The 25,379-nt window shown below is 57.1% G+C and carries 25 protein-coding genes; 20 read left to right on the forward strand and 5 right to left on the reverse strand.

What is annotated here, in order from left to right:
• Positions 1–7: 7 nt before the first annotated feature.
• Positions 8–1,180, reverse strand: a complete 1,173-nt coding sequence (locus AC2FCQ_RS08160) for an MFS transporter (RefSeq protein WP_490308021.1) — start codon at positions 1,178–1,180, stop codon at positions 8–10.
• 145 nt (positions 1,181–1,325) lie between these two features.
• Positions 1,326–1,973 carry a LuxR family transcriptional regulator gene (locus AC2FCQ_RS08165; RefSeq protein WP_209634805.1) on the reverse strand — a complete coding sequence of 216 codons (648 nt, stop codon included), beginning with the start codon at positions 1,971–1,973 and terminating at the stop codon, positions 1,326–1,328.
• Positions 1,974–2,540: 567 nt separating this feature from the next.
• On the opposite strand from AC2FCQ_RS08165, the gene AC2FCQ_RS08170 reads away from it, so the two are divergent.
• The 7 genes from AC2FCQ_RS08170 (at position 2,541) to AC2FCQ_RS08200 (ending at position 10,001) form a co-directional block, all read left to right on the forward strand.
• Positions 2,541–4,253, forward strand: a complete 1,713-nt coding sequence (locus AC2FCQ_RS08170; RefSeq protein WP_209635289.1) for an arylsulfatase — start codon at positions 2,541–2,543, stop codon at positions 4,251–4,253.
• Positions 4,250–5,434: an anaerobic sulfatase maturase gene (locus AC2FCQ_RS08175; RefSeq protein ID WP_490308022.1), complete on the forward strand. Its 1,185-nt coding sequence runs from the start codon at positions 4,250–4,252 to the stop codon at positions 5,432–5,434. The genes AC2FCQ_RS08170 and AC2FCQ_RS08175 overlap by 4 nt, the downstream gene beginning before the upstream one ends.
• A 132-nt stretch (positions 5,435–5,566) precedes the next feature.
• On the forward strand, positions 5,567–7,060 hold the full coding sequence (locus AC2FCQ_RS08180; protein ID WP_490308023.1) for an APC family permease: 1,494 nt from the start codon (positions 5,567–5,569) through the stop codon (positions 7,058–7,060).
• Complete coding sequence (locus AC2FCQ_RS08185; protein ID WP_490308024.1) at positions 7,035–7,622, forward strand: DUF3156 family protein; 588 nt, start codon at positions 7,035–7,037, stop codon at positions 7,620–7,622. Before AC2FCQ_RS08180 ends, AC2FCQ_RS08185 begins: the two co-directional genes overlap by 26 nt.
• Positions 7,615–8,397, forward strand: coding sequence for an SDR family NAD(P)-dependent oxidoreductase (locus AC2FCQ_RS08190; protein WP_209634816.1), 783 nt, complete (start codon positions 7,615–7,617; stop codon positions 8,395–8,397). Before AC2FCQ_RS08185 ends, AC2FCQ_RS08190 begins: the two co-directional genes overlap by 8 nt.
• A gap of 10 nt (positions 8,398–8,407) precedes the next feature.
• Positions 8,408–9,205, forward strand: coding sequence for a MoaF C-terminal domain-containing protein (locus AC2FCQ_RS08195; protein WP_490308025.1), 798 nt, complete (start codon positions 8,408–8,410; stop codon positions 9,203–9,205).
• Between the two features lie 4 nt (positions 9,206–9,209).
• Positions 9,210–10,001 carry an SDR family oxidoreductase gene (locus AC2FCQ_RS08200; RefSeq protein ID WP_209634821.1) on the forward strand — a complete coding sequence of 264 codons (792 nt, stop codon included), beginning with the start codon at positions 9,210–9,212 and terminating at the stop codon, positions 9,999–10,001.
• 136 nt (positions 10,002–10,137) lie between these two features.
• Here AC2FCQ_RS08200 and hpaR read toward each other — a convergent pair whose 3' ends face one another.
• A complete protein-coding gene (gene hpaR / locus AC2FCQ_RS08205; RefSeq protein ID WP_209634824.1) occupies positions 10,138–10,590 on the reverse strand; it encodes a homoprotocatechuate degradation operon regulator HpaR in 453 nt (150 codons plus the stop codon).
• Positions 10,591–10,915: 325 nt separating this feature from the next.
• On the opposite strand from hpaR, the gene AC2FCQ_RS08210 reads away from it, so the two are divergent.
• The 11 genes from AC2FCQ_RS08210 to hpaC all read left to right on the forward strand — a co-directional run bounded on the left by AC2FCQ_RS08210 (position 10,916) and on the right by hpaC (position 21,477).
• Entirely contained in the window at positions 10,916–11,548 is a 633-nt protein-coding gene (locus AC2FCQ_RS08210; RefSeq protein ID WP_490308026.1) for a fumarylacetoacetate hydrolase family protein, read from the forward strand.
• On the forward strand, positions 11,545–12,309 hold the full coding sequence (locus AC2FCQ_RS08215) for a fumarylacetoacetate hydrolase family protein (protein WP_490308027.1): 765 nt from the start codon (positions 11,545–11,547) through the stop codon (positions 12,307–12,309). Before AC2FCQ_RS08210 ends, AC2FCQ_RS08215 begins: the two co-directional genes overlap by 4 nt.
• A complete protein-coding gene (hpaE, locus tag AC2FCQ_RS08220) occupies positions 12,306–13,760 on the forward strand; it encodes a 5-carboxymethyl-2-hydroxymuconate semialdehyde dehydrogenase (RefSeq protein ID WP_209634833.1) in 1,455 nt (484 codons plus the stop codon). The genes AC2FCQ_RS08215 and hpaE overlap by 4 nt, the downstream gene beginning before the upstream one ends.
• A 51-nt stretch (positions 13,761–13,811) precedes the next feature.
• Entirely contained in the window at positions 13,812–14,669 is an 858-nt protein-coding gene (gene hpaD / locus AC2FCQ_RS08225; RefSeq protein ID WP_490308028.1) for a 3,4-dihydroxyphenylacetate 2,3-dioxygenase, read from the forward strand.
• A gap of 9 nt (positions 14,670–14,678) precedes the next feature.
• Positions 14,679–15,065, forward strand: coding sequence for a 5-carboxymethyl-2-hydroxymuconate Delta-isomerase (locus AC2FCQ_RS08230; protein WP_209634839.1), 387 nt, complete (start codon positions 14,679–14,681; stop codon positions 15,063–15,065).
• A gap of 10 nt (positions 15,066–15,075) precedes the next feature.
• On the forward strand, positions 15,076–15,879 hold the full coding sequence (hpaH, locus tag AC2FCQ_RS08235; RefSeq protein ID WP_209634842.1) for a 2-oxo-hept-4-ene-1,7-dioate hydratase: 804 nt from the start codon (positions 15,076–15,078) through the stop codon (positions 15,877–15,879).
• 75 nt (positions 15,880–15,954) lie between these two features.
• Positions 15,955–16,749, forward strand: a complete 795-nt coding sequence (hpaI, locus tag AC2FCQ_RS08240) for a 4-hydroxy-2-oxoheptanedioate aldolase (RefSeq protein WP_209634845.1) — start codon at positions 15,955–15,957, stop codon at positions 16,747–16,749.
• An 87-nt stretch (positions 16,750–16,836) separates the two neighbouring features.
• A complete protein-coding gene (gene hpaX, locus AC2FCQ_RS08245; RefSeq protein ID WP_209634848.1) occupies positions 16,837–18,207 on the forward strand; it encodes a 4-hydroxyphenylacetate permease in 1,371 nt (456 codons plus the stop codon).
• Between the two features lie 87 nt (positions 18,208–18,294).
• A complete protein-coding gene (gene hpaA / locus AC2FCQ_RS08250; protein ID WP_490308029.1) occupies positions 18,295–19,191 on the forward strand; it encodes a 4-hydroxyphenylacetate catabolism regulatory protein HpaA in 897 nt (298 codons plus the stop codon).
• Positions 19,192–19,384: 193 nt separating this feature from the next.
• Positions 19,385–20,947 carry a 4-hydroxyphenylacetate 3-monooxygenase, oxygenase component gene (gene hpaB, locus AC2FCQ_RS08255; RefSeq protein WP_209634854.1) on the forward strand — a complete coding sequence of 521 codons (1,563 nt, stop codon included), beginning with the start codon at positions 19,385–19,387 and terminating at the stop codon, positions 20,945–20,947.
• Positions 20,948–20,964: 17 nt separating this feature from the next.
• Positions 20,965–21,477, forward strand: coding sequence for a 4-hydroxyphenylacetate 3-monooxygenase, reductase component (gene hpaC, locus AC2FCQ_RS08260; RefSeq protein ID WP_490308030.1), 513 nt, complete (start codon positions 20,965–20,967; stop codon positions 21,475–21,477).
• A gap of 37 nt (positions 21,478–21,514) precedes the next feature.
• Here the strand turns inward: hpaC and ampH are convergent, their stop codons facing one another.
• Together ampH and AC2FCQ_RS08270 are read right to left on the reverse strand one after the other, a co-directional pair.
• Entirely contained in the window at positions 21,515–22,657 is a 1,143-nt protein-coding gene (ampH, locus tag AC2FCQ_RS08265) for a D-alanyl-D-alanine-carboxypeptidase/endopeptidase AmpH (protein ID WP_209634862.1), read from the reverse strand.
• A 160-nt stretch (positions 22,658–22,817) separates the two neighbouring features.
• On the reverse strand, positions 22,818–23,576 hold the full coding sequence (locus AC2FCQ_RS08270) for a FadR/GntR family transcriptional regulator (protein WP_209634865.1): 759 nt from the start codon (positions 23,574–23,576) through the stop codon (positions 22,818–22,820).
• A gap of 235 nt (positions 23,577–23,811) precedes the next feature.
• Here AC2FCQ_RS08270 and AC2FCQ_RS08275 point away from each other — a divergent pair, with 235 nt between their 5' ends.
• Together AC2FCQ_RS08275 and AC2FCQ_RS08280 are read left to right on the forward strand one after the other, a co-directional pair.
• Entirely contained in the window at positions 23,812–24,552 is a 741-nt protein-coding gene (locus AC2FCQ_RS08275; protein WP_265555830.1) for an SDR family oxidoreductase, read from the forward strand.
• Positions 24,553–24,677: 125 nt separating this feature from the next.
• Positions 24,678–25,379 (forward strand): fumarylacetoacetate hydrolase family protein (locus AC2FCQ_RS08280; RefSeq protein ID WP_490658448.1); only part of this gene is annotated, 702 nt, incomplete at its 3' end.

The raw sequence follows: 25,379 nt of genomic DNA on the forward strand, positions 1-25,379 counted from the left end.
ACTCCTGTTAAACGGCGCGGCGAACGCGCTGTGAAGCCAACAAAATCAACAGCAGCGACAGCAGCGCACTGCCCAGTGCGCCGACCAACAGTGCGTCGAAGCCGCCGAAAGATTCGATCAGATAACCGGCCAGCGTTGGGCCTATCGCCATACCACCGCCAATCACCAGATTGATGTTGTTCATGAGTTTGCCGTTGTTATCCAGGCCGGCAACGCGGGCCAAAATAAACGGCAGTACAAAGGTCCAGGTGAACTTGAACAGCACGGCGGCCGCAGCAAAACGCAGCAATAGGGGTTCCCTGAACAACAGCCCAATACCGGCGATCAACAACGCGTAGCCCAGCCAAATCAGTACATTGCCGCTACGGCGCGCACTGATTAACGCGGCACCGCCGGCACCGACGATGCCAAACAGCGTGGCGGCGGCCAGTACCTGACCGCTGTTGACCGGCGAAAGCCCGGCAGCGGCGGCGATGCTGCCGATAAAGGTCCAGACTGCGCTCAGGCTGATATAAAAGGTCAGCACGGACAGTACGGCGAAGGCTTTACGGATCCAGGGAATCGCTGCGGATTGGGTTGTGGTTTGCGCCGGGTGAAACCCGCTGGGGAAGGCGCGGATCAGTGGCAGGCAACACAGCATGATGGCTGCCAGGATCAGATAAACCGCCATCAGGCCAACATGGGCGAACAGCGGCGGCAGTACCAGCAGCCCGACGGTTCCCAGTACCAGTTGGCCCAGCACCCACAGGGCGTAGACTCGGCTGGGGTTGGCGGTGCCGGCGGCGCAGGTGATACACAGGATCATCAGCGTACCGCCCGCCAACGAAGCGACAAAGCGTAGCCCCAATAACAGGCTAAAATCACTGACCAGCGCTGAGGCCAGATTCCCGGCAATAAATACGGCTGCCGCCAGCGCCGCGATCTGGCGCCAGTTAACGCGCCCAATCCACCACCAGGCGGGCAGCGTCGCCAGGCTCATTGCGCCCAGTTCGGTGGAAAACAAATGCCCGATTTGTGCCGGGGTGAGGTGCCATTGGCTGGCCAATTGCGCCGCTACCGCTGGGGCTGTCATCAGGATGCCCGGCGCAATGGCGGCAAAGATAATAATGGCAGTCAACAGCCGTGGCGGGCAGGGGAGAGCCGCCCCGGCAGCGGGCACAGAAACGGAATCACTGGACATAATAATTATCCCCGCAGGTTAAGTCTGAATCAGATATAGCCGCGATGCCGGATTTTAGGCAGGCGGGCACTGCGCCAAGGATGGCGAATAATTAACGCGTTGTATGACCAACGCTATAACTCCTTGCTATGACTCGATTTATTTATTAGCCGTGGGCAATAAAGCTGCTGGCGACTAATTCGGTACGATTTACCACGTCGGTTTTGGCAAATATATTCCGCATGTGGGTTTTCACGGTTGAAAGTGAAATGCCTAATTTCAGCGCAATGCGTTTATTGCTGGCTCCTTCGCGTACCATATTCACGATTTCTTGCTCTTTGGCCGTCAGTAATTGGGCTTCCCCCTCGGGCAGCAGATCGCGGGTCGCCAGTTCGATCAACGGCATGACCGCCCGCAAGCGACCACGCTCCAATTCAGTAAAGGGGGTATCGCGGATCAGCGACACGCCAGCGACGATGCGTTTACGTTGCCGGATAAAAATCTCGGTCATGTCGCGCATGTCATTGGGTAGCATAAAATCATGATAATAATGACGATTATTGGCTATCGCCATCGGGCTCATCCCGACCATATTGATATCCTGATGGTGGAAATTGGCCGGTTTGAGCGGATCGATCTGCTGAAAATGGTTCAAATACTGCTGGTGGGTTTTATCGGAAATGCCATGCAAAATATAGTGATCTGGCCGCAGATCGGAATTCACTAAATAAAATACCCCAGCGGACACCGGGATCAGGTGCGCGATGGTGGCCAGGCAGCTAGTGATAAAGGCATCAGGTGGTGCAGTGTGCATGATTCATTTCCTCCCTTTACCCGTCGTCTTTAAACCGCAGCGTGATGAGCGGCAACGTTAAATTCACTGGGTATGTCATTCTGGTACTGGGACGGTACGCGCATCTGTATACAATATGAACGATACAAGCATAGTTGTAGCAATTTCGCAACACAATAAAAACATATTAACAACGTGAGCCTGATTGCAATAAAATACATAAATAACAAGATGCCACTTGGCTCCTCATCCTTGCCTGCACTCGATTTCTAGCCTGTTTCATTAATACATTAATGAAATATTTATGACGTTTTGCCGCTGAATTTACAGCGGTTTTCGCGCTTTCCGTGGCGCGGACAGTTTTGCGTTCTGCGTGCTACATCTCGGCTTCTTCGTTGCGGCGCCTCGTTCTTAAGAACGATAGCCAGGCTTTTCTATTGCTTCCTACACTGCAAAAAACCGCTCTGGCTATGCCTTGAAGATAACGGCAGCCGGCGGCAAAAGGATAAGACGAAAAAACTATGACCTTTCTCGGGCTGAGGCGTTTGGTTGTTCAACCCGAATGACAATGCAGGGGATGAGGTGATGATGAAGAAGAAAACGCTGGCGGTGGCGCTGGGTAGCGCATTGTCGGGGATAGCACATGCGGCAGACGCCGAACGCCCCAACGTGCTGATCATTCTGGTGGATGATATGGGCTATTCCGACATCAGCCCGTTCGGCAGTGAGATCCCCACGCCCAACCTGCAGGCGCTGGCCGAGCGAGGGGTGCGCATGAGCCAGTATTATACTTCGCCGATGTCTGCCCCGGCGCGATCGATGCTGATGACGGGCAACACCAACCAACAGGCCGGCATGGGTGGCATGTGGTGGTACGAAAGTACGGCGGCGCAGCCGGGTTACGAAATGCGCCTGACCGACCGGGTGACCACGATGCCTGAACGTTTCCGGGACGCTGGCTATGCCACCATGATGGCGGGTAAATGGCACCTGGGCTATGCCGAGGGGGCGAAACCGACCGATCGCGGTTTCGAACGCGCTTTTGCTTTTATGGGGGGCGGTACCAGCCATTTCGACGATGCAAAACCGCTGGGCACGGTCGAAGCCTTCCATACTTTCTACACCCTGAACGGCAAGCGCGTCTCGCTGCCACAGGATTTCTATTCCAGCAAGGCCTACGCTACCCAAATGGCGCAGTGGATCAGCGATACGCCGAAGGATAAGCCTATCTTCGCCTACCTGGCTTTCACCGCACCGCACGATCCCTTGCAGGCACCGGACGACTGGATCGCAAAATTTGACGGCAAGTATGATGCTGGTTACCAGCAGGCCTATCAGCAACGCATTCAGCGGCTGAAGGCATTGGGGATCATTTCTGATAACACGCCCATGCCGACGTTGGCGCTCGATAAAGCCTGGCAGGACATGACGCCGGAGCAACAGAAATACGCGGCAAAAACCATGCAGGTGTATGCGGCGATGATCGCCTATATGGACGATCAGGTCGGTGGGGTGCTAAGGACGCTAAAACAGACCGGGCGTGATAAAAACACGGTGATCATTTTTGCCACCGACAATGGCGCTAACCCGGCCAGCGGCTTTTACTACGGATCTAAGCCGGAGTATTGGCAGCAGTTTGATAACAGTTACGCCAATATTGGCCGCAAAGGGTCCTTTATCTCTTACGGCCCACACTGGGCTAACGTCAGCAATGCGCCGTACGCTAACTACCATAAAACCACCAGCGCGCAGGGGGGGATCAATACTGATTTCATCATCTCTGCGCCGCAGTTAAAAGGCCGGGGCGGCATCGATAAAACGCCCATGGCGGTGTATGACATCGCACCGACGCTGTACGACTACGCCGGTATTGATGCCCGTAAGCAACTGAAGGGAAAACCGACGTTGCCGATGGTTGGCGTCAGCTTCAAGCGGTATTTCAGCGGCGATGCCGACAGCGTGCCGCGCTCAACCTACGGCGTTGAGCTGCACAATCAGGCCGCCTACGTGGATGGCATCTGGAAGCTGCGACGGCTGGTGAAAGCCGGGCCGACGGCGCAAATGGCACCCTGGGGGCTGTTCAATCTGCAGGACGATCCCCTCGAAACACAGGATGTGGCTGCCGCCAACCCCGAGCGGGTTAAGCAGCTGAGTAAGGAATACCAGGAGTACGCTGACAAAGGCATGGTGATAGAAGCCAAAGGCGAAGCGATTGATTACCTTGGGGTGGACGGCAAAACCGGCAACTATATTGGCCTCGATCCCATTACCCATAAGCCCTTGCCGCAGGCGGCAGAATGAACCTGACTCAGCTGCGCGCGCAGCAGATCCCGGTTGCCGTCGAACCGCGTGCCGCGGTGCCTTTCCATCTGTTGGTCAAACCTATCGGGGCTGGTTGTAATCTGGCCTGCAACTATTGCTATTACCCGCAGCGACAGGGCGAGCGACCGCAAAAAATGGACGACGGGCTGCTGGAGGATTTTATCCGTCGCTATATCGCCGCCCAGCCGCGCTACAGCCGCGAGATCAACTTTGTTTGGCAGGGGGGCGAGCCGTTGCTGGCAGGTATCGGTTTTTACAAGCGAGCGCTGGCGCTGCAACAAAAATATGCGCCACCGGGCGTTAGGATCAGCAACAGTCTTCAGACCAACGGCACGTTGCTGAACGCCGCCTGGTGCCGGTGGTTCAAACAGCATGATTTCATTATTGGCGTCAGCCTTGACGGCGACCGGCAGATCCAGGACGCACACCGTCCGGATAAGCGGGGTGGCAGTAGCTATGACGATGCGCTGCGCGGTATTGCGCTGCTGCATCAGCATCACATCGCGTTCAACCTGCTGGTGGTGGTGCATGACGGTGTGGTGGATCGAGCGCAGGCGATGTACGACCATTTTGTTGCGCTCGGTGCACGTTACCTGCAATTTCAGCCCCTGATGCTGGAAGGCGACGCCCCGGATGCCGGCTACGGATTGAGCGCCGCCAACTGGGGGCGCTTTATGCTAGCGATTTACCGTCGCTGGCGCGCACAGGGGCATTGGGGCAAGGTGTTTGTGATGAACATCGAACATGTTTACGCGCAGTACTTCACCCAGGTCAGCCCCAGCTGCGTGCATGCCGAACGCTGCGGCGGCAATTTGGTGATGGAGCCGGATGGTCGGCTCTACGCCTGCGATCATCTGATGGACGCGCAGCATTATCTGGGGCATTTCGATCAACATACGCCCTTCGCGGACGCGGTATCGGCGGCAACGGCCATGGACTTCGGCAGGGTCAAAAGCCTGCGCCGCGAATGCCAGAGCTGCAGCGTGAAAACTGTCTGCCAGGGCGGCTGCCCGGCGCACATCGGTGCGGATCGCTATAACCGGCTGTGTGCGGGCTATTACGCCTTCTTTTCTGCGCTGCTTGAGCCGCTGCGTGCTTACCCGCGTAGCCCCCAGGGCGCCATGCAATGGCGCAGTGCTGTGAGCGGCAGCACAGCTTGAGCCCCTCTCGTCCTTTAGGACGATAGTCAGCATTTTCGATTCCTCTCTATAGTGATATTGCCGCCACTGGCGACGTAAAACCTGCAAATGCACCATCAGGGCAAAACGATAAAACTATAAGAGGAAATAACCATGAACCTGTCGTCGCGGCTTCACGCCCACCTTGAGCGGGGTAAGGTCGGATTCCCCACCACGCTGGCCAGCTCGGTCGGGGTGATTATGGCCAGTCCGGTGATCCTCACTGTCACCAGTGGTTTTGGTATCGGCGGCGACACCTTCGCGCTGGCGATGCTGATCGCTTTTATTATGATGCAGGCCCAGCTCACCACGTTCTCCGAGGCGGCGGCGATATTGCCGACGTCCGGCTCGGTATACGACTATATCGCCTGTGGCATGGGGCGCTTTTTTGCCATCACCGGCGCGCTGTCAGCCTACCTGATCGTGCATATCTTTGCCGGTACTGCAGAAACCATTCTGTCCGGCATTATGGCGCTGGTGAATTTTGAACACCTTAACACCCTGATGGAAACCCATAATGCGTCCTGGATGGTGGGGGTTGGGTTGGTGATTGTGTTCGGGTTGCTTAACGCATTCGGTATTGAGGCGTTCGGCAAAGCGGAAATCGTGCTGACCTTCGCGATGTGGAGCACGCTGGTGATCTTTGGCATTGCCGGGCTGCTGTCGCCGCATGCGGTTCCTCTGGAAGGCTGGTTTGGCAGCACGTTGAGCCTAAGCGATCCGTTCGCGGTATTTAGCCTGATTGGCATGGCGATGTTCATGTTCGTCGGCTGTGAGTTGGTCACGCCGATGGCGCCGGAGATCAAACGTTCCGCCAGTGTGATCCCGCGTGCAATGTCGCTGGGGTTGTGCGGCGTGGCGGTTTGCATGGCGCTATACGGTGCGGCACTCAGTCATCAGGTGGAAAACGTGGTCGTGGATGCCGCCAATGGCGTTCACCTGCTGGATACGCCGATGGCGATCCCGGCCTTTGCTGGCCAGGTAATGGGGGAGTTCGGCAAATACTGGCTGGGCGTCGGGCTGTTGCTGGCCGGCGCGGCCACCATTAATACGCTGATGGCGGCGGTACCGCGCATTCTTTACGGCATGGCGCTGGACGGCGCACTGCCGCGTATCTTCGCCTATCTGCACCCGCGTTTTAAAACCCCGGTGGTGGGGATTGTGGTGGCGGTGCTGATCCCCTGTATTCACGCCTTTGCCATTCAGGGCAATCTCGATCGCATTATCCCCTTGGTGCTGGCAGCGGTCTGCGCCTGGGGCGTGGCTTACCTGCTGGTGACCTGTTCGGTGGTGATCCTGCGTATTCGTCGTCCAGACTTGCCACGCGCATATAAATCGCCGTGGTTCCCGCTGCCACAAATCATTTCCAGTGTGGGCATCGTGCTGGCGATTATCTATATCACCCCGCCGGGTATGAACCCACGCGCCGTCTACATTCCTTTCAGCATCATGATTGGCCTGACTGCGGCCTATGCGCTGTTCTGGACCCTGTGCGTGCAGAAGGTTAACCCGTTCAAGCCCGTGCCGGTTGAACAGGTGCTGGAAACTGCCTTCGCGAAAGCAGAAAACGAGGAGGCGCAGTTTGATCGGCTTACTTCCCTCACTTAACCGCCTTTGGCAGCGCGCGCCAGCCGGCTATCAGCCTGGGGTAACCCTGAGCCGCCTGGCAAACAACCTGCAACCTTATGCCTGTGAGCGTCTGTCGCCCTGTTTGCTGCGCCTGACCTTGCCGCAGGGGCCGGTGATCGACATCAGCGAACAGGTTAGCGCGTTGTTTATGGCGCATATCGTCAGCCACCGTTTTCTGTTGCAGGGTGATTGCACGCTGAAGGCGCCGCTGACGCTACGTATCACCGCAGGGGGTTGGCTACGTCGACGCGGCGTGGTGTACCGCACCCGCCGAGAAGATGCCGTGGCGCAACAGGTGATTGCTGCCCTGCAGCGTTATCCGCAAATAGGTCAAACGCTGGAACAGCTTGATTTTCGTCGTATTCAACTGACGGCGGTCGCTGGCCGTTGGCGGTTGGAGATCGAGCATTTTGCCGCTTCGGAAGTGGTCAGCCGGTTGCCGGCAGGTCGCCGCTATCTGCGGCTGGAGCCGGAACAGCGGCGGCTGCTGTTGAGCAGTTTGCTGATGATCGGCCAATTGATGGAGAAACTGGATGAGTAGAGTCGTAGTGATTACCGGTGGTGGCACCGGTGTTGGCGCCGCCTGTGCCCGATTGCTGGCGGGCAACGGCGACCGCGTGTTCATCATCGGCCGTCGTCGTGAACCCCTGATGGCGCTGGCAGACGACATTGGCGCACAGGCTTTAGTGGGCGACGCGTCCAGCGGGGACTGTTGGAAAACCGTGCTGCTGCCGGCCATTTTGCAGCAGGCTGGGCGCATCGACTGCCTGATAGGAAGCGCGGGCGGCATGGGGTTGGGGCGCATTACCGAGATGAGCGATGACCACTGGCGCCACGCGCTGGACAGCAATCTCAATAGTGCGTTTGCCAGCGCCCGTGCTTGCCTGCCGGAGCTGGTTAAAACCGGCGGTAATCTGTTGTTTGTCGCGTCTATCGCCTCGCTGGCCGCCGGGCCGGAGGTCTGCGGCTATGTCACCGCCAAACACGCGTTGATCGGGCTGATGCGATCCATCGCCCGCGATTATGGCCCACAAGGCGTGCGTGCCAATGCCGTCTGCCCGGGGTGGGTCACGACACCGATGGCGGATGAAGAAATGCAGCCGTTGATGGCAGCGCACCAACTTACGCTGGAACAGGCCTACCAGCATGTCTGCCGTGACGTGCCGCTGCGCCGCCCGGCCAGCGCCGAAGAAATTGCCGGCATCTGTCGTTTTCTCTGTTCGGCGGAAGCGTCAATCATTACCGGCGCGGCACTTGTGGCGGACGGCGGTTCAACCATTGTTGACGTACCGACATTGGCTTTCACTTCTCTTTAAGGAGCATCAAATGAGTTCAGAAGCGGTATTTATTCAGGTTGGCGCGTTGGCGGAAGGTTTTGCCCCACACAGCAATACGCTGGAGCAACAGCACGGACTGAGCGGCAGCACGCTGGTATTGCGCTTTACCGACGGGGAAATGCTGAGCTGTCATTTTGTGGACGAGCAGACGCTGAGCTGGGGCGAGTACCGGGGCATTGCTTATCGGGCTACCAGCATTCGTCCCGGCATTTTGTTTATCGATTGTCTCGATCCCGCACAGGATAACGCCAGTATCACGCTGGTGTGCGATCGCAACCAGGGCAATTTCACTGCGGTGTACGGCCAGTTGCCGAGTGAGGAGCAAACCCGTCTGGATGCCTTCAGCCGCGTTGAGCAGGGGCTGCCGTTAACGGCGGTCAACGTCGAGTTCCAATTTGGTACCTTGGATGATGCCAAGGTTACACCGCCGCATTTCACCGACGAGTTGATCGGTATGCGCAATATGTACACCTATAGCCCGACAGAACGTTACGAACATATCTACCTGAACGACAATTTCTACGCCTGGCAGTGTCTGGACGGTGTGGAGAAAGGGTTGGCGGATGTCGATCGCTGCCACTACGTGAAAGTAGCTGAAAAACTCTACTTGTTCGTCTGGCGCGAGAAAATCGTACCAACGTTAGGGGTGGTAATGATCGATCTGCAAGGGATGCGAACTGACGGCAAGATCCTCGGTTATCAGGGCAGCGATTTCAGTGCGCTAAGCAATTTTGCGGTGGGTGCCCATGCGCAAGTGCTCAATACGACCCGCCATCCACGGGGATAAGCCGATGAAGACGACGTATGCGGACGATGCCTTCAGCGGCAAGGTCGTGCTGGTAACCGGCGGTGCACAGGGCATTGGGCTGGCGATTGTCAGCGCTTTTGCCCAGTTGGGTGCGACGGTAGTGATGGCGGATCTGCAGCGACAAAAGGCACAAGCAGCGGCTGAGACGCTGCAACAGCAGGGCTGGCAGGTGCAGGCGATGGCCTGCGATTTGGCGGACCCTGGGCAGATTGCAGAATGGGTGGCGGCAGTGGGGCAACGTTATCAGCGGCTGGACGTCGTGATCCACAATGCGGCGTATTTCCCGCTGACGCCGTTTGCCGAAATCGATGCTGAGCTGTTGCAACGCACGCTGAGCGTCAATCTGATGGCTCCGTTCTTTCTGGCGCAGGCGGCGTTACCCTGGATGCAGCGCCAGGGCGGCGGTAGCATTCTGGTGACCTCATCGGTGACGGGCCCACGGGTGGCTTATCCGGGGTTGGCGCATTATGCCGCCTCCAAGGCCGGGGTTAACGGTTTTATTCGCGCGGCAGCGCTGGAGCTGGCAGAGGCAGGCGTGCGGGTGAACGGCGTGGAGCCGGGGATGATCCGCACACCGGCGATGGCCAACCTGGGTGGTGCCACGGTCAATCAGGCCATTGCCGCCGCAGTGCCACTCGGGCGGCTGGGGGAACCTGAAGACATTGCTGCGGCGATGGTGTTCCTGGCCTCACCGGCGGCGGCCTATATTACCGGGCAGACGCTGGTGGTGGATGGCGGCGCATTATTACCCGAGGCCCATCCTCTTCTTGCCTGAAGTTGCAGCGTTGTTGGCTGCCTACGCTCACCGCAGGGGCGAATATATTCGGACCGGCTAACAGGGCGCAGCACGCAGCGCCCCTACCGCCCGCCAAGCGGCAACGCCAATTCATTGAGGATGATAGCCGGGAGGATCATTTCTTTGTGGGATGGGCGGTTACGTTGGCGGGCAATTTATCCCCCAGAGTGATCAGCTCGTCCAGCAGTGCCATTAGTTGGTCCATCTTCTGCTGCGAGAATGCGGCTTCGATCTCACCGTACCCCTGTTCGACCTGATGACGTGCCACCTCATACAACTCTTGGCCTTGCTGGGTCAGTGAAACGTAGAGCTTGCGCTGATCGTTAACCGGCTTCAGGCGGAAAATCAGCTTATCGCGCTCCATACGCGACAAGATGCCGGTCAGGCTGGGACGCAAGATACAGGTTTCCGCCGCCAGTTCATGGAACTCAATGGAGCGGCTATTGGCCAGCACGCGAATGATGCGCCACTGCTGTTCCGTCAGATTATGGCTTTTCAGGATTGGGCGGAAAAACCCCATGGCGGTTTCACGTGCCTGCAGCAGGGCAATAGTTAAGGATTCATGCATAGGTTTAGCCTTTGCTATCAAGGTGTTTGTTATTCCGGCACCGATCGCAGAGAACGCAATGTACTGCCTGGATTTATTAATAACTTAATAGTAGCCAAGTTTACCTTACCGGATAAAGCGAAAACGTACCTGTGGGTGGAAAAATCGCCTAAAAATGATTAATGCGTTGAATAATCACGCTAATGTTCACTGGTTGTGAATATTTTGTTATCACGATCACAAATCAACCCTCCCGCGTTGCGTAAAAGCTGAACAGCGTATAAAAGTAATCATTAACATATTAATGAATGCCGGTTGTCATGTTCTGTCATTGAAAGGAGTTTGCATGAAAGGCACCGTATTTTCCGTCGCGCTAAACCACCGCAGCCAAATTGACGCCTGGGATCAGGCATTCCATGAGCTACCTTATAAAACCCCGCCGAAGACCCCGGTGTGGTTTATCAAGCCGCGTAATACCCACCTCGCCAACGGCGGGGCGATCCCGTTTCCTGCCGGTGAACAGGTACAGAGCGGCGCAACCTTGGCGGTAGTGATCGGCGACACCGCGCGTAAGGTGCCGGCCGAGCGTGTGGCTGATTATCTGGCCGGTTATGCCCTGGCCAATGACATCAGCCTGCCGGAAAGCAGCTTCTATCGGCCGGCAATCAAAGCGAAATGCCGCGACGGCTTTTGTCCGTTAGGCGATATCGGCCAGTTGGCGACCTCGGCAAAGCTGGAAATCATCACCGAAATCAATGGCGTGGAGCGGGATCGTTGGTCAACGGCCGATCTGGTGCGTTCGGTGCCGGAGCTGATTGCGGCCATCAGCGATTTTATTACCTTGCAGCCGGGTGACGCGGTATTGATCGGCACACCACACCAACGTGTGGAGATCATGCCGGGGGATGAAGTCAGGGTACGCGCAGCCGGCCTGCCGACCTTGACTAACCGTGTGACGCAGGCAGGAGAAGCATCATGAGACACGCCCGTATTCGCCATCACGGCAACATTGTTAACGTCAGCGTCGATGAACAATTACGCGTTACCCTGCCGGACGGCAGCGTTCTGAACGAGCTGGAGGCCGAGTGGTTGCCGCCTGCACAGGGCACGGTGTTCGCGCTGGGTCTGAACTACGCCGATCACGCCAGCGAGCTGGAGTTCAAGGCACCGGAAGAACCCTTGGTGTTCCTGAAAGCGCCAAACACCCTGACCGGGCACCGCCAGGTGTCGGTGCGCCCGGCTGACGTCGAGTATATGCACTACGAAGCCGAGCTGGTGGCGGTGATCGGCAAGACTGCGCGCAATGTCAGCCGTGAAAACGCCATGGACTATGTCGCGGGTTACACCCTGTGCAACGACTACGCCATTCGCGATTACCTGGAAAACTACTACCGCCCGAATCTGCGGGTAAAAAGCCGCGACACGTTGACGCCGATTGGGCCGTACATCGTGGATCGTGACGATATTGCCGATCCGCACCGCCTGGCGCTCAGCACCTACGTCAACGGCGAGCTGCGCCAGCGCGGCAGCACCGCCGATATGATTTTCGATATTCCGTACCTGATCAGTTACCTGAGCGAATTTATGACGCTGCAGCCGGGCGACATGATCGCCACCGGCACGCCGAAAGGGCTGGCTGACGTGTTGCCGGGTGACGAAGTGGTGGTGGAGATCGAGGGCATTGGCCGTTTGGTTAACCACATCATCAGTGAAAAAGATTACGAGGAAAGCCTGCGATGAAAACCATCAACCATTGGATTAACGGTAAGAATGTAGCCAGCAAAGCGTATTTCACCACCACCAACCCGGCCAACGGCGAGGTGCTGGCAGAAGTGGCGTCTGGCGGGCAGTTGGAGATCGATCAGGCGGTGGCCGCCGCCAAAGAGGCTTTCCCGAAATGGGCCAATACGCCAATGAAAGAGCGCGCACGCCTGATGCGTCGCTTGGGTGAATTGATCGACGAGAATGTCCCGCAGATAGCGGAGATGGAAACCGCCGATACCGGTCTGCCTATCCACCAAACCAAAAACGTGTTGATTCCACGCGCATCGCACAACTTTGAGTTTTTCGCCGAGATCTGCCAGCAGATGAATGGTCGCACCTATCCGGTGGACGACAAGATGCTCAACTACACGTTGATCCAGCCGGTGGGGGTGTGTGCGCTTGTTTCGCCGTGGAACGTGCCATTCATGACGGCCACCTGGAAAACTGCGCCCTGCCTGGCATTGGGCAACACCGCAGTGCTGAAAATGTCCGAGCTGTCGCCGCTGACCGCCGATCGTCTGGGGGAACTGGCGCTGGAAGCGGGTATCCCGGCCGGGGTGCTCAATGTGGTGCAGGGCTACGGTGCGACTGCCGGGGATGCCTTGGTACGCCATAAAGATGTGCGTGCCGTGTCCTTTACCGGCGGTACCGCCACCGGTCGACGCATTATTGAAAGCGCAGGGCTGAAGAAGTTTTCCATGGAGCTGGGCGGCAAGTCGCCGGTGCTGATTTTTGAAGATGCGGACATCGAACGTGCCCTGGATGCTGCGCTGTTTACCATTTTCTCGATCAATGGTGAACGCTGCACGGCCGGTTCGCGCATCTTCATTCAAGAGAGCATTTATCCGGAATTCGTCAAACGCTTCGCCGAGCGTGCCAACCGCCTGCGCGTGGGTGATCCGCAGGATCCCAACACCCAGGTGGGGGCGCTGATCAGCCCGCAGCACTGGGAAAAAGTCTCTGGCTATATTCGCCTTGGGCTGGAAGAGGGCGCCACCCTGCTGGCAGGCGGCCCGGACAAACCGGCTGGCTTGAGCCACGGCAACTTCCTGCGCCCGACGGTGCTGGCTGATGTCGATAACCGTATGCGCATCGCGCAGGAGGAGATTTTTGGGCCAGTGGCCTGCCTGCTGCCGTTCAAATCAGAAGAAGACGGCCTGCGTATGGCCAACGACGTGGAGTACGGCCTGGCGTCGTATATCTGGACGCAGGATGTGAGCAAGGTGCTGCGTCTGGCCCGCAATATTGAAGCGGGTATGGTTTTCGTTAACACCCAAAACGTACGTGATTTGCGCCAGCCCTTTGGCGGCGTGAAATCGTCCGGCACCGGCCGAGAAGGCGGGGAATACAGCTTCGAAGTGTTTGCCGAGATGAAGAACGTGTGTATTTCCATGGGTGATCACCCGATCCCACGTTGGGGCGTTTAAGTCCGCCCCGGCACTGTTTCACGGAATCATTTTTGTTTCATGTGAGGTTGTATGGGTAAGTTAGCGTTAGCCGCCAAGATTACACATGTTCCATCGATGTATCTGTCGGAAATTCCTGGAAAAAACTTTGGTTGCCGCCAGTCGGCGATCGACGGTCACAAAGAGATCAGCGCGCGCTGCCGTGAAATGGGTGTCGACACCATTATTGTGTTCGACACCCACTGGCTTGTGAACAGCGCATATCACATCAATTGCAGCCCGCACTTCGAGGGGCTCTACACCAGTAATGAACTGCCGCACTTCATCCGCGACATGACCTACGAATACGAAGGTAATCCTCCGTTGGGTCAGTTGATTGCCGCCGAAGCCTGCGCACTCGGAGTGCGCGCCAAAGCGCATGAGATCCCAAGCCTGAAGCTGGAATACGGCACGCTGGTGCCGATGCGCTATATGAACAGCGATAAGCATTTCAAGGTGATATCGATCTCTGCGTTCTGCACCGTGCATGACTTTGCCGACAGCCGCCGTTTGGGTGAAGCGATCAAAACCGCGATTGATAAATACGATGGCACGGTGGCGGTACTGGCCAGCGGGTCGCTTTCTCACCGTTTTATTGACGACCAGCGCGCTGAAGAAGGCATGAACAGTTACACGCGTCAGTTCGACCAGCAAATGGACGAACGGGTCGTCAAGCTGTGGGAGGAAGGGCGCTTCCGCGAGTTTTGCGAAATGCTGCCGGAGTACGCCGATTACTGCTACGGCGAAGGCAACATGCATGACACCGTGATGCTGCTCGGCTTGCTGGGGTGGGATAAATATGACGGCAAGGTGGAGTTCGTTACGCCGCTGTTCGCCAGTTCCGGCACCGGGCAGGTTAATGCCGTGTTCCCGCTGCCAGCCGAAGCCTGAGGAGTCGCCATGCCCCATTTTTACGCTGAATGTACCGACAATATCCGCCGTGAGGCGGATTTGCCCACGCTGTTCGCCAAGGTCAACCAGGCACTGGCGGACACCGGCATTTTCCCGTTGGCCGGGGTGCGCAGCCGCGCTATTTGGCTGGATACCTGGCAGATGGCTGACGGCAAGCAGGATTACGCCTTCGTGCATATGACGCTGAAGATTGGTCATGGCCGCAGCCTGGAAAGTCGTGAACAGGTAGGGGAAATGTTGTTCGCGCTGATCACCGAGCACTTTGCTGCGCTGATGGCCAGCCGCTATTTGGCGCTGTCCTTCACCATGGAAGAGCTGGATCCGGTGTTGAACTACAAACAAAACAATGTCCACGCGCTATTCCGCAAAGAGTAAGGGGCCGTCAATGTTGGATAAAGAACTGGTTAGCCGTGCCGTGCAGCGTTTGCATCAGGCGGAGCAGAGCCGTGAACAGATCCGCGCGTTATCACTGGATCATCCCGAGATCACCATTGAGGACGCTTACGCCATTCAGCGGCAGTGGGTGGCGCTAAAGGTTGCAGAAGGCCGCACATTAAAGGGCCATAAGATCGGCCTGACGTCGCGTGCTATGCAGGTCAGTTCGCAGATTACGGAACCGGATTTCGGTGCCTTGCTCGATGACATGTTTTTCAATGATGGTAGCGACATTCCCATCGATCGTTTTATCGTGCCACGGGTTGAGGTTGAGCTGGCGTTTGTGCTGGCCAAGCCTCTGCGCGGGCCAAATTGCACATTGTTTGATGTCTATAACGCCACTGATTACATCATTCCGGCGCTGGAGATCATCGATGCACGCAGCCACAACGTCGATCCCGAAACGCAGCGTCCCCGCAAGGTATTCGACACCATTTCTGACAACGCCGCCAACGCCGGTGTGGTGATGGGAGGCAGACCGATCAAACCGGATGCACTGGATCTACGTTGGATCAGTGCGTTGTTGTACCGCAATGGCGTCATCGAAGAGTCTGGCGTCGCGGCGGCGGTGCTGAACCATCCGGCCAATGGCGTCGCTTGGTTGGCCAACAAGCTGTTCCCGTATGACGTGGAGCTGGAAGCGGGACAGGTGATCCTTGGCGGTTCCTTCACCCGGCCGGTCGCCGCCCGGCGCGGTGATACCTTCCATGCGGATTATGGCCCGATGGGCTGCATTAGCTGCCGATTTGTGTAATCAGCGGGTTCGGCTGGCCGAACCTTAAGCGTGTCCGGGCGCTGCTGGCTGCGCCCGTTAATCAGGGAGAATGCGATGTTAACCAACTCTTTTAAGAAGGCGTTGCAGGAAAAGCGCCCACAGATTGGCCTCTGGCTGGGGTTATGCAGCAGTTACAGCGCAGAACTGTTGGCCGGCTCTGGCTTCGATTGGCTGTTGATCGACGGTGAGCACGCGCCTAACAACGTGCAAACGGTGCTGGGCCAGTTGCAGGCGATCGCACCTTACCCGAGCCAGCCGGTGGTCCGCCCGGCGTGGAATGACGCGGTGATGATTAAGCAACTGCTGGATATTGGCGCGCAAACGCTGCTGATCCCGATGATTCAAAACGCCGAACAGGCGCGTGATGCGGTGCGAGCCACGCGTTATCCACCGAGCGGTATACGCGGTGTTGGCAGTGCGTTGGCGCGTGCATCGCGCTGGAATCGGGTGCCGGATTATCTGCAACAGGCTGACGCGCAGATGTGCGTGTTAGTGCAGATCGAAACGCGTGAGGCGGTGAAAAATCTGGACGAGATCCTGCAGGTCGACGGGGTCGACGGGGTATTCATCGGCCCGGCGGATTTGAGTGCAGATATGGGGTTTGCCGGTAATCCGCAGCAGCCGGAGGTGCAGCGCACCATCGACGACGCCCTTGCGCGTATCAGCGCAGCCGGCAAGGCACCGGGCATTTTGACGGCGAATCCGGAACTGGCGCAGCATTATCTGGCGTCCGGCGCACTGTTTGTCGCGGTGGGAGTGGATACCACTCTGCTGGCGCGGGCAGCGGAAACGCTGGCAGGCCGCTTTAAACACGCGCAAGCCCCCGTGCAATCCCCGAGCGTTTATTAGGTTGTATACCCAATAGATTTCACGCTGCAGGCAACACCCCTGCGATGTGAAAGATAAAGGTATAGGTGCAATCTTATTGGAGACACCATGAGCAACGTCGATTCGCTGCCACCGGCTAACCCGGCGCAGCAACATAAAGCGTTAACCGCCGCCGAGCAATCGGTGATTAAAAAGTTATTTCGGCGACTGATTATTTTCCTGTTTGTGCTGTTTGTTTTCTCTTTCCTCGACCGCATCAATATCGGTTTCGCCGGGCTGACGATGGGTAAGGATCTTGGCCTCAGCTCGACCATGTTTGGTTTGGCAGCGACCTTGTTCTACGTCACCTATGTGATTTTTGGTATTCCGAGCAACATTATGCTGGGGATCGTGGGGGCACGGCGCTGGATCGCCACCATCATGGTGCTGTGGGGGATCGCCTCAACCTGCACCCTGTTTGCCACCGGGCCGACCAGCTTGTATGTGCTACGGATGATCGTCGGCATCACCGAAGCCGGTTTTCTGCCGGGTATTTTGGTTTATCTCACCTATTGGTTCCCGGCGTTTTACCGCGCCCGTGCCAACGCGCTGTTTATGATCGCCATGCCGGTCACGATGGCGATCGGTTCACTGGTATCCGGCTATATTTTGGCGCTGGACGGCTTGATGAACCTTAAGGGTTGGCAATGGCTGTTCCTGTTGGAGGGGATTCCTTCAGTGCTGCTGGGTGTGGTGGTGTGGTTCTATCTGGACGATACCCCGGCCAAAGCCAAATGGCTGACCGATGAAGAAAAAAGCAGTCTGAAAGCGATGATGGATGCCGACAAGCTGCAACTGGTGCAGCCTAACGGGCCAGGTAGCCACCGGGCGATGCAGCAGCGCAGCCTGTGGCGGGAAGTGTTCACGCCAATTGTGCTGATGTATACGCTGGCCTATTTCTGCCTGACCAATACGCTGAGCGCCATCAACATCTGGACGCCACAGATCTTGCAGAGCTTTAACCAGGGCAGCAGCAACATTGTGATCGGTATTCTGGCGGCGATCCCGCAGATCTGTACCATTGCCGGGATGATTTGGTGGAGTAAACGATCGGATCGATTGCAGGAGCGAAAACACCATACGGCACTGCCGTATCTGTTTGCCGCGGCCGGTTGGTTGCTGGCTTCGGCGACCGATCACAGCATGATCCAATTGCTGGGGATCGTGATGGCATCGGTGGGGTCCTTCACCGCCATGGCGATCTTCTGGACCACGCCGGATCAATCGATCAGTCTGGAGGCGCGGGCGATTGGGATCGCGGTGATCAACGCCACCGGCAATATTGGATCGGCGGTCAGTCCGTTGTTGATCGGCTGGTTTAAGGATCTGACCGGGAGCTTTAACTCTGGGCTGTACTTCGTTTCGGCATTGTTGATCATCGGTGCGTTACTTGTCTGGCGTATCCCAATGCAGGGCTCGCGCCCACGGGCCACGCCGTAATGGACGGGCCCAGCATGCTGGGCCCCTACCGAACACCTGTAGGGGTTGAGCACGCTCAACCCGTTTTCGGGGAGAGTGAGGACAATAATGCAGAAAAGTACCGGTTTTATCGCCAATATCGATATCTGCAAAGAATACGATGCGCGTTACGCCACGGATGAAGTGCACTACGAAACCTTCGCCGGGCTGGCGGCATTTTTTGGCCGCGATATGCAGGTGCACTGGCATGACCGTTTCTTCCAGGTACATTTCCTGGAGACCGGTAAGATTGAGTTGCAGTTGGACAGCCAGCACTATTCGGTGCAGGCCCCGCTGTTTATCCTGACGCCGCCCTCGGTACCGCACGCGTTCTTTACTGAACCGGACAGCGACGGCCACGTACTGACGGTGCGTCAAGAGCTGATATGGCCGCTGCTGGAGCGCTTGTACCCCGGCAGCAATCTGGCATTGGATATGCCAGGTATCTGTTTGTCGATGGCAGACGCACCGCAGGAATTAACGGCGCTCAGCCATTACTGGGCGCTGATTCGCCGTGAGTTCAGCCAAAGGTTGGCCGGCCGCGAGCAGACGCTGGCGCTGCTCGCGCAGGCGGTATTGACCCTGTTGCTACGCAATGCCGCACTGGAGGATTCCGCGACCAGCGGCGTGCGCGGCGAGCTCAAGTTGTTCCAGCGTTTCAACAAGATGGTCGATGAACGTTTCCGCGATCACCTGCCGGTACCGGACTACGCTCAGGCGCTGGGGGTGACTGAATCACGGTTGAACGATCTGTGCCGGCGCTTTGCCAATCAGCCCCCCAAGCGGCTGATATTTGATCGCGTATTGCGTGAAGCCAAGCGGATGCTGCTGTTCAGCGCCTGCACGGTGCATGAAACCGCTTATAGCCTCGGCTTTAAGGATCCCGCCTATTTCGCGCGTTTTTTCAACCGGCTGGAAGGGTGCTCTCCCTCAAGTTACCGCGCTGCACAACATTCCCTTTCGTAACGGCCGGATACGGCCTGGATCACAGTTTGCCGCGAAAGCGGCAAACCCACCTGAAAAGTACCCGCGATTGCCGCAAAAGTCTCTTCTCGAAATCGGCGTTGGGAGCTTCAATTAAGCAACCAAAAGAAAACATTATTTTAACAAGTGGCCGAATACACGGCCCATAAAATGCCGATTACGAGGAAGACAACGAATGAAACCAGAAGACTTTCGTGCTGACAGCAAACGCCCGTTCACCGGTGCCGAATACCTGAAAAGTTTGCAGGATGGCCGTGAAATCTACATTTATGGCGAGCGAGTGAAAGATGTTACCACTCATCCGGCGTTCCGTAACGCGGCGGCGTCAGTCGGCCAACTGTATGACGCATTGCACGATCCGATCGGTCAGGATCGCCTGTGCTGGAATACCGATACCGGCAACGGCGGTTACACGCACAAATTCTTCCGCTACGCCCGCAGCCCTGAAGAGATGCGCCAACAGCGCGATGCTATCGCCGACTGGTCGCGCCAGAGCTACGGTTGGATGGGGCGTACCCCAGATTACAAAGCGGCGTTTGGCTGCGCACTGGGCGCCAATCCCGAGTTTTATGGTCAGTTTGCCGACAACGCCCGCCATTGGTACAAACGCATCCAGGAAACCGGCCTGTACTTTAACCACGCTATCGTCAACCCGCCTATTGATCGTCACAAGCCGGTCAACGAAGTGAAAGACGTGTTCATTAAGGTGGAGAAAGAGACGGACGCCGGCATCATTGTCAGCGGTGCCAAAGTGGTGGCGACCAACTCGGCGTTGACGCACTACAACTTTATCGGCTTTGGCTCCGCGCAGGTGATGGGCGATAACCCGGACTTCGCACTGATGTTTGTCGCACCGATGGACGCTGAAGGGGTGAAGCTGATCTCTCGTGCTTCTTATGAATTGGTCGCAGGTGCCACGGGATCACCGTTTGATTACCCGCTATCGAGCCGTTTTGATGAGAACGATGCGATCCTGATTATGGATCATGTGTTGATCCCGTGGGAAAACGTCCTGATCTACCGTGATTTCGATCGTTGCCGCCGTTGGAGTACCGAAGGTGGTTTTGCCCGGCTATTCCCGTTACAGGCGTGCGTACGCTTGGCGGTGAAGATGGACTTCATTACCGCACTGCTGCAAAAAAGCCTGTCTTGTACCGGGGTGCTTGAGTTCCGCGGCGTGCAGGCCGATCTCGGCGAAGTGGTTGCCTGGCGTAATCTGTTCTGGTCGTTGAGCGATGCCATGTGCGCTGAAGCCACCAAGTGGGAAAACGGCGCTTATTTGCCAGATTCCGCCGCGATTCAGACCTATCGCGTGATGGCGCCGATGGCCTATGCCAAGGTGAAGAACATCATCGAAAAGAACGTTACCAGCGGTTTGATCTACCTGCCGTCGAGTGTCCGTGACATGAACAACCCAGAGATCGACAAGTATCTGTCACGCTATGTGCGTGGATCTGACGGCATGGATCATGTTGAACGTATCAAGATCCTCAAATTGATGTGGGACGCGATCGGCAGTGAATTCGGCGGTCGTCACGAGTTGTATGAGATCAACTATGCCGGCAGCCAAGATGAGATCCGCCTGCAATGCCTGCGCCATGCGCAAGGATCCGGCACCATGGGCAAGATGATGGAAATGGTCGACAAATGCCTGTCCGACTACGACCAGCACGGCTGGAAAGTACCGCATCTGCATAACAATGATGATATTAATCAACTGGATAAACTGCTTAAGTGATCCGGTAGGAGGTTTGTATGTCTCAGGAAAATGAACACCGTCTGCTGTTTCGCGACGCGATGGCCAGCCTGTCAGCGGCGGTAAATATCGTGACGACCAATGGTCCGGCAGGGCGCTGTGGTATCACCGCCACTGCGGTGTGCTCGGTCACGGATACACCGCCGACGCTGCTGGTGTGTATCAACCGCAATAGCGCGATGAACCCGGTTTTCCAGGCGAATCAGCGGCTGTGCGTCAACGTGTTGAACCACGAACAAGAGCTGATGGCGCGCCACTTTGCCGGTATGACGGAGGTGAGCATGGAGGAGCGCTTCCGACTGGATGCGTGGCAAAATGGTGCGTTGGGCCAACCGGTGTTGCGTAATACGTTGGCGAGCCTGGAAGGCGAGATCGAGCAGATCCAGAGTATTGGCACCCATCAGGTATATCTGGTGCAGATCCGCCAGATCGTGGTAAGTGCGGCAGGGAACGGTTTGATCTACTTCAAGCGTAACTTCCATCCGGTCATGCACGAGATGAGTTTAGCCTGAGATTAACGGGGGGCAGCGGCAAGCTGCCCCCTTAAACTTAGCTTTTGTTGGCGGCTAACTCGCCCACCAGACGGTTAACCGGGTCGCTCATGTTGGTGAATTTGCTCAGTTCTGAGCGAGTGACCACCACAAATACGCCGACATTTTTCTGCGGAATCATTGCCATATAGGTAATAAAGCCGCCGCCACCGCCCGTTTTCTGAATAATCCCCGGCAGCTCACCGTTCGGTGCCATATACACCCAACCCAGACCCAGTGCGCTGGCTTCGCCCGGTACGTCCATCCCTTTCAGCGAGACCAGATCGTTACGCTGGAAGTACATGGTTTGCTCGCTGGCGGCGGTCGATTTGCGTGAACCTGAGACGTTAGAGGTAAGGAACTGTTGCATCCAGCGCTGCATGTCGCGTGGGGTAGAGTAAACACCACCGCTGCCGCCTGCCGCCGTCGTGTCGCGGCAGGCGCTCGGCCCGGCCGAGGCCACCATCAGGCGTGAACACTGTTCGGCACTTGGGGTGAGGGTGGTGTCTACCATGCCGAGCGGCGCGGTGATTTTTTCCTTCAACAGCGCGCTATAGGGTTTGCCCGCCGCCCGTGACAGTGCATCGGCCAGCAGGTCATACGCCAGGTTGGAATAAGACGCACGTACGCCCGGTGGCACGGTGACGTTGGCATGCTCCAACCATTGCCAGCGTTGCGCTTTGGTCGGCCAGGTAAAGACGGGCGTTTTTGGCGGCTTCTTGCCCGGCTGTTCGCGCGGCAGTGCGCTGGTGTGGGTTGCCAGGTTCAGCAGCGTGATAGGTTGGCGCGTATTATACGCCGGCACGTAAGCGCCCTGCGGGGCATATTTACGCAAGGGATCATTGAGCTTAACCCGGCCTTCTGCCGCCATCTTGACCATGACTTCACTGGTCATCAGCTTGGTGATCGAGGCGATGCGGATCAGTGAATCCGGCCGTGGGCGCAGGTTATTCCCGGGTTTGGTGTCACCAAAGCTGCGGTTAACCACCTGATTCCCGTCGATCACCACCAGCGCCATACCGGTGGCACCGCTGTTGTAGAAAATATGTTCGGCATACTGGTCGACGATTTGCGAAGCCAGTTGCGGGGCGGCGGCCTGCGCAGCCAGCGGCGCGGCACACAGGCACAGCGCCAGCAATGAAGTGGAGAAAGAGTTCTTCAACGGTCGTTATCCATTTAAAAAGGCAGCAGAGAAAGGCCCAAACCGTGGCATAGCCCGGTCTTGTCTGCTGTCAGTGTAATGTGCCTCGGCCTTGGCTGCATGTGGAAAAAAGAGCGGTTTGATAAATAATTTATCACCGCCCCGATGACGCCTGATGGGTCTACTGCGCGCGGGTGAAAATGGCGATGACTTCATCCAGATGGGCTTTCATTGCCTTGCGCGCTCCGCGTACGTCACGGGCTTCAATCGCCGCCAGAATCTCCCGGTGTTCTTGCTCGGAACGGTGTGGCATATCGTCAGGCGTGTAGTGGCGTTGCAGCACGCGGAACATGCTTCCGTAACGGTGGCCGAGCAGATGGCCGATGATAAAGGCATAAGCCGGGTTACCGCTGGCCTGGGCGATACGAATATGAAATAGCCGATCGCCGGGGTGGGTGGCCGATCCCGCGCGGTTGTCGCGACAGTTTTGCTCGTAGGCCTCGCGGATGCCCGCCAGTTCTTGATCGGTGGCATGGCGTGCCGCCAACGCGGCGGTTTCTGGCTCGATCAACAGGCGGGTTTGCAACAGGGAGAATGGCGGCAGCTCGGCGTTAAAATCCAGCTCGATATTCAACTCATCATCGATTTCCGCCCACTGATCGCGCCCGGCTTGCGCCATGACCGGTTCTTGCGACGCCATCACCGGCGTTTGGGCCCGGACAATCACCCCATTGCCGACTTTGACATCCACCAGCCCAATCACTTCCAGCGCAATCAGCGCCTCACGGACGGAAGCACGGCTGACCTGTAATTGCTGGGCCAGATCCCGTTCGGAGGGCAGGCGGCTGCCGGGAGGAAATTCATTATTATCGATAAGCCGTTTCAATTGGTCGGCTATCTGCCTGTAAATCCTTGGGTTTTCCAGTCTTGTGATCGGCATATATTACCTTAGGCTGTTCGGGTAAAAGTGATTCAGCGCACAATTATTAGTCAAGCTGCTTGAGTAATGGTTAATCAAGTGTAAAAAGTTGGTTAATCAAAATGCTGTTTTAAACGAGTCTTATAACATTATCACCAAACCATAACGCGAACAGCGTCTTTTGTCATGTTAAAGGCCTGACCTTTAATCGCCTTTAGTGGCCTGACCATTAGACCTTTAAGCCAAGGGAGCGAAAATGAATTTAACCGGAAAACGCGTGCTGATCACCGCAGCTGGGCAGGGCATTGGCTTGAGCACCGCCAGGCTTTTTGCCGAGGCAGGCGCTGATGTCATTGCCACCGATATCAACACCGAGCAACTACAGGGATTGCCCGGCATTCAGCCGATGACCCTGAACGTGACCGATCCGGCGGCGATCGCCGCAGCGGCAGAAACGCTCGGGCCGATCGACGTGTTATTCAACTGTGCGGGCGTGGTGCACAGCGGTTCGATCCTGGAATGCAGTGAAGAACAGTGGGCATTCGCCGTCGATCTTAATGTGACGGCGATGTTCCGCATGATCCGCGCCTTTTTGCCCGGCATGTTGGCGCGCAAAAACGGCTCGATTATCAACATGTCTTCAGTTGCCTCCAGTGTGAAAGGGGTGCCGAACCGCTTTGCCTACAGCGCGACCAAAGCTGCCGTGATCGGCCTGACGCGCTCCGTCGCGGCGGATTACGTCACGCAGGGTATTCGTTGCAATGCCATTTGCCCCGGAACGGTAGAGTCGCCGTCGTTGCGTCAACGAATTGCCGAGCAGGCACGCGAGCAGGGGCGCAGCGAAGAAGAGGTGTATCAGGCATTTGTTGCCCGCCAACCGATTGGCCGCATCGGCACCACCGGCGAGATAGCCCAGCTGGCGCTGTATCTGGCTTCTGACGCCAGTTCCTACACCACAGGTACGGTGCAGATTATTGACGGTGGCTGGAGCAACTGAGGAATGGGCGATCGGGCCGTTGCGCCTGTCATTTCACGCTTGGGCAGTACTCGGACTCCTCATCTACGCCGTGTACGTTCACGACGCCCGCTGACCCAGACCTCCACTTTCTTGGAGAGGATTGAATGAAACTTTTACGCTATGGGGCACCGGGGCAGGAACGCCCAGGGATATTGGATGCAGACGGACAGATCCGCGACCTTTCGCAGCATATTGCCGACCTGAGCGGTGAGGCGTTGCTGCCAGCCGCGCTCGACAAGCTGCGCATGCTGGACATCAACCAATTGCCGCGAGTCGAAGGTCAGCCGCGGCTTGGCCCCTGCGTCGGCAGCATCGGCAAGTTTATCTGCATCGGCCTGAACTACGCCGATCACGCCGCGGAGACCGGCGCGGCGATCCCGTCTGAACCCGTGGTGTTCAACAAATGGACCAGCGCGGTGGTCGGGCCGAACGATGAAGTGCAAATCCCGCGCGACTCGCTAAAGACCGACTGGGAAGTGGAACTGGGCGTGATTATCGGCCAGGGCGGACGCTATATCAGCGAGCAGGACGCGATGCGCCACGTTGCTGGTTACTGTGTGATTAACGACGTTTCTGAGCGTGAATTCCAGATTGAACGCGGCGGTACCTGGGACAAGGGGAAAGGGTGCGACACTTTTGGCCCCACAGGCCCCTGGCTGGTGACGGCCGACGAAATTGCCGATCCCCACAGCCTGAATCTGTGGCTGGAAGTCGATGGCAAACGCTATCAGGACGGTAACACCAGCACCATGATTTTCCGCATTCCGCACATCATCAGCTATTTGAGCCGCTTTATGAGTCTGCAG

Source organism: Serratia sp. CoH_134_PS_4, assembly GCF_058190535.1.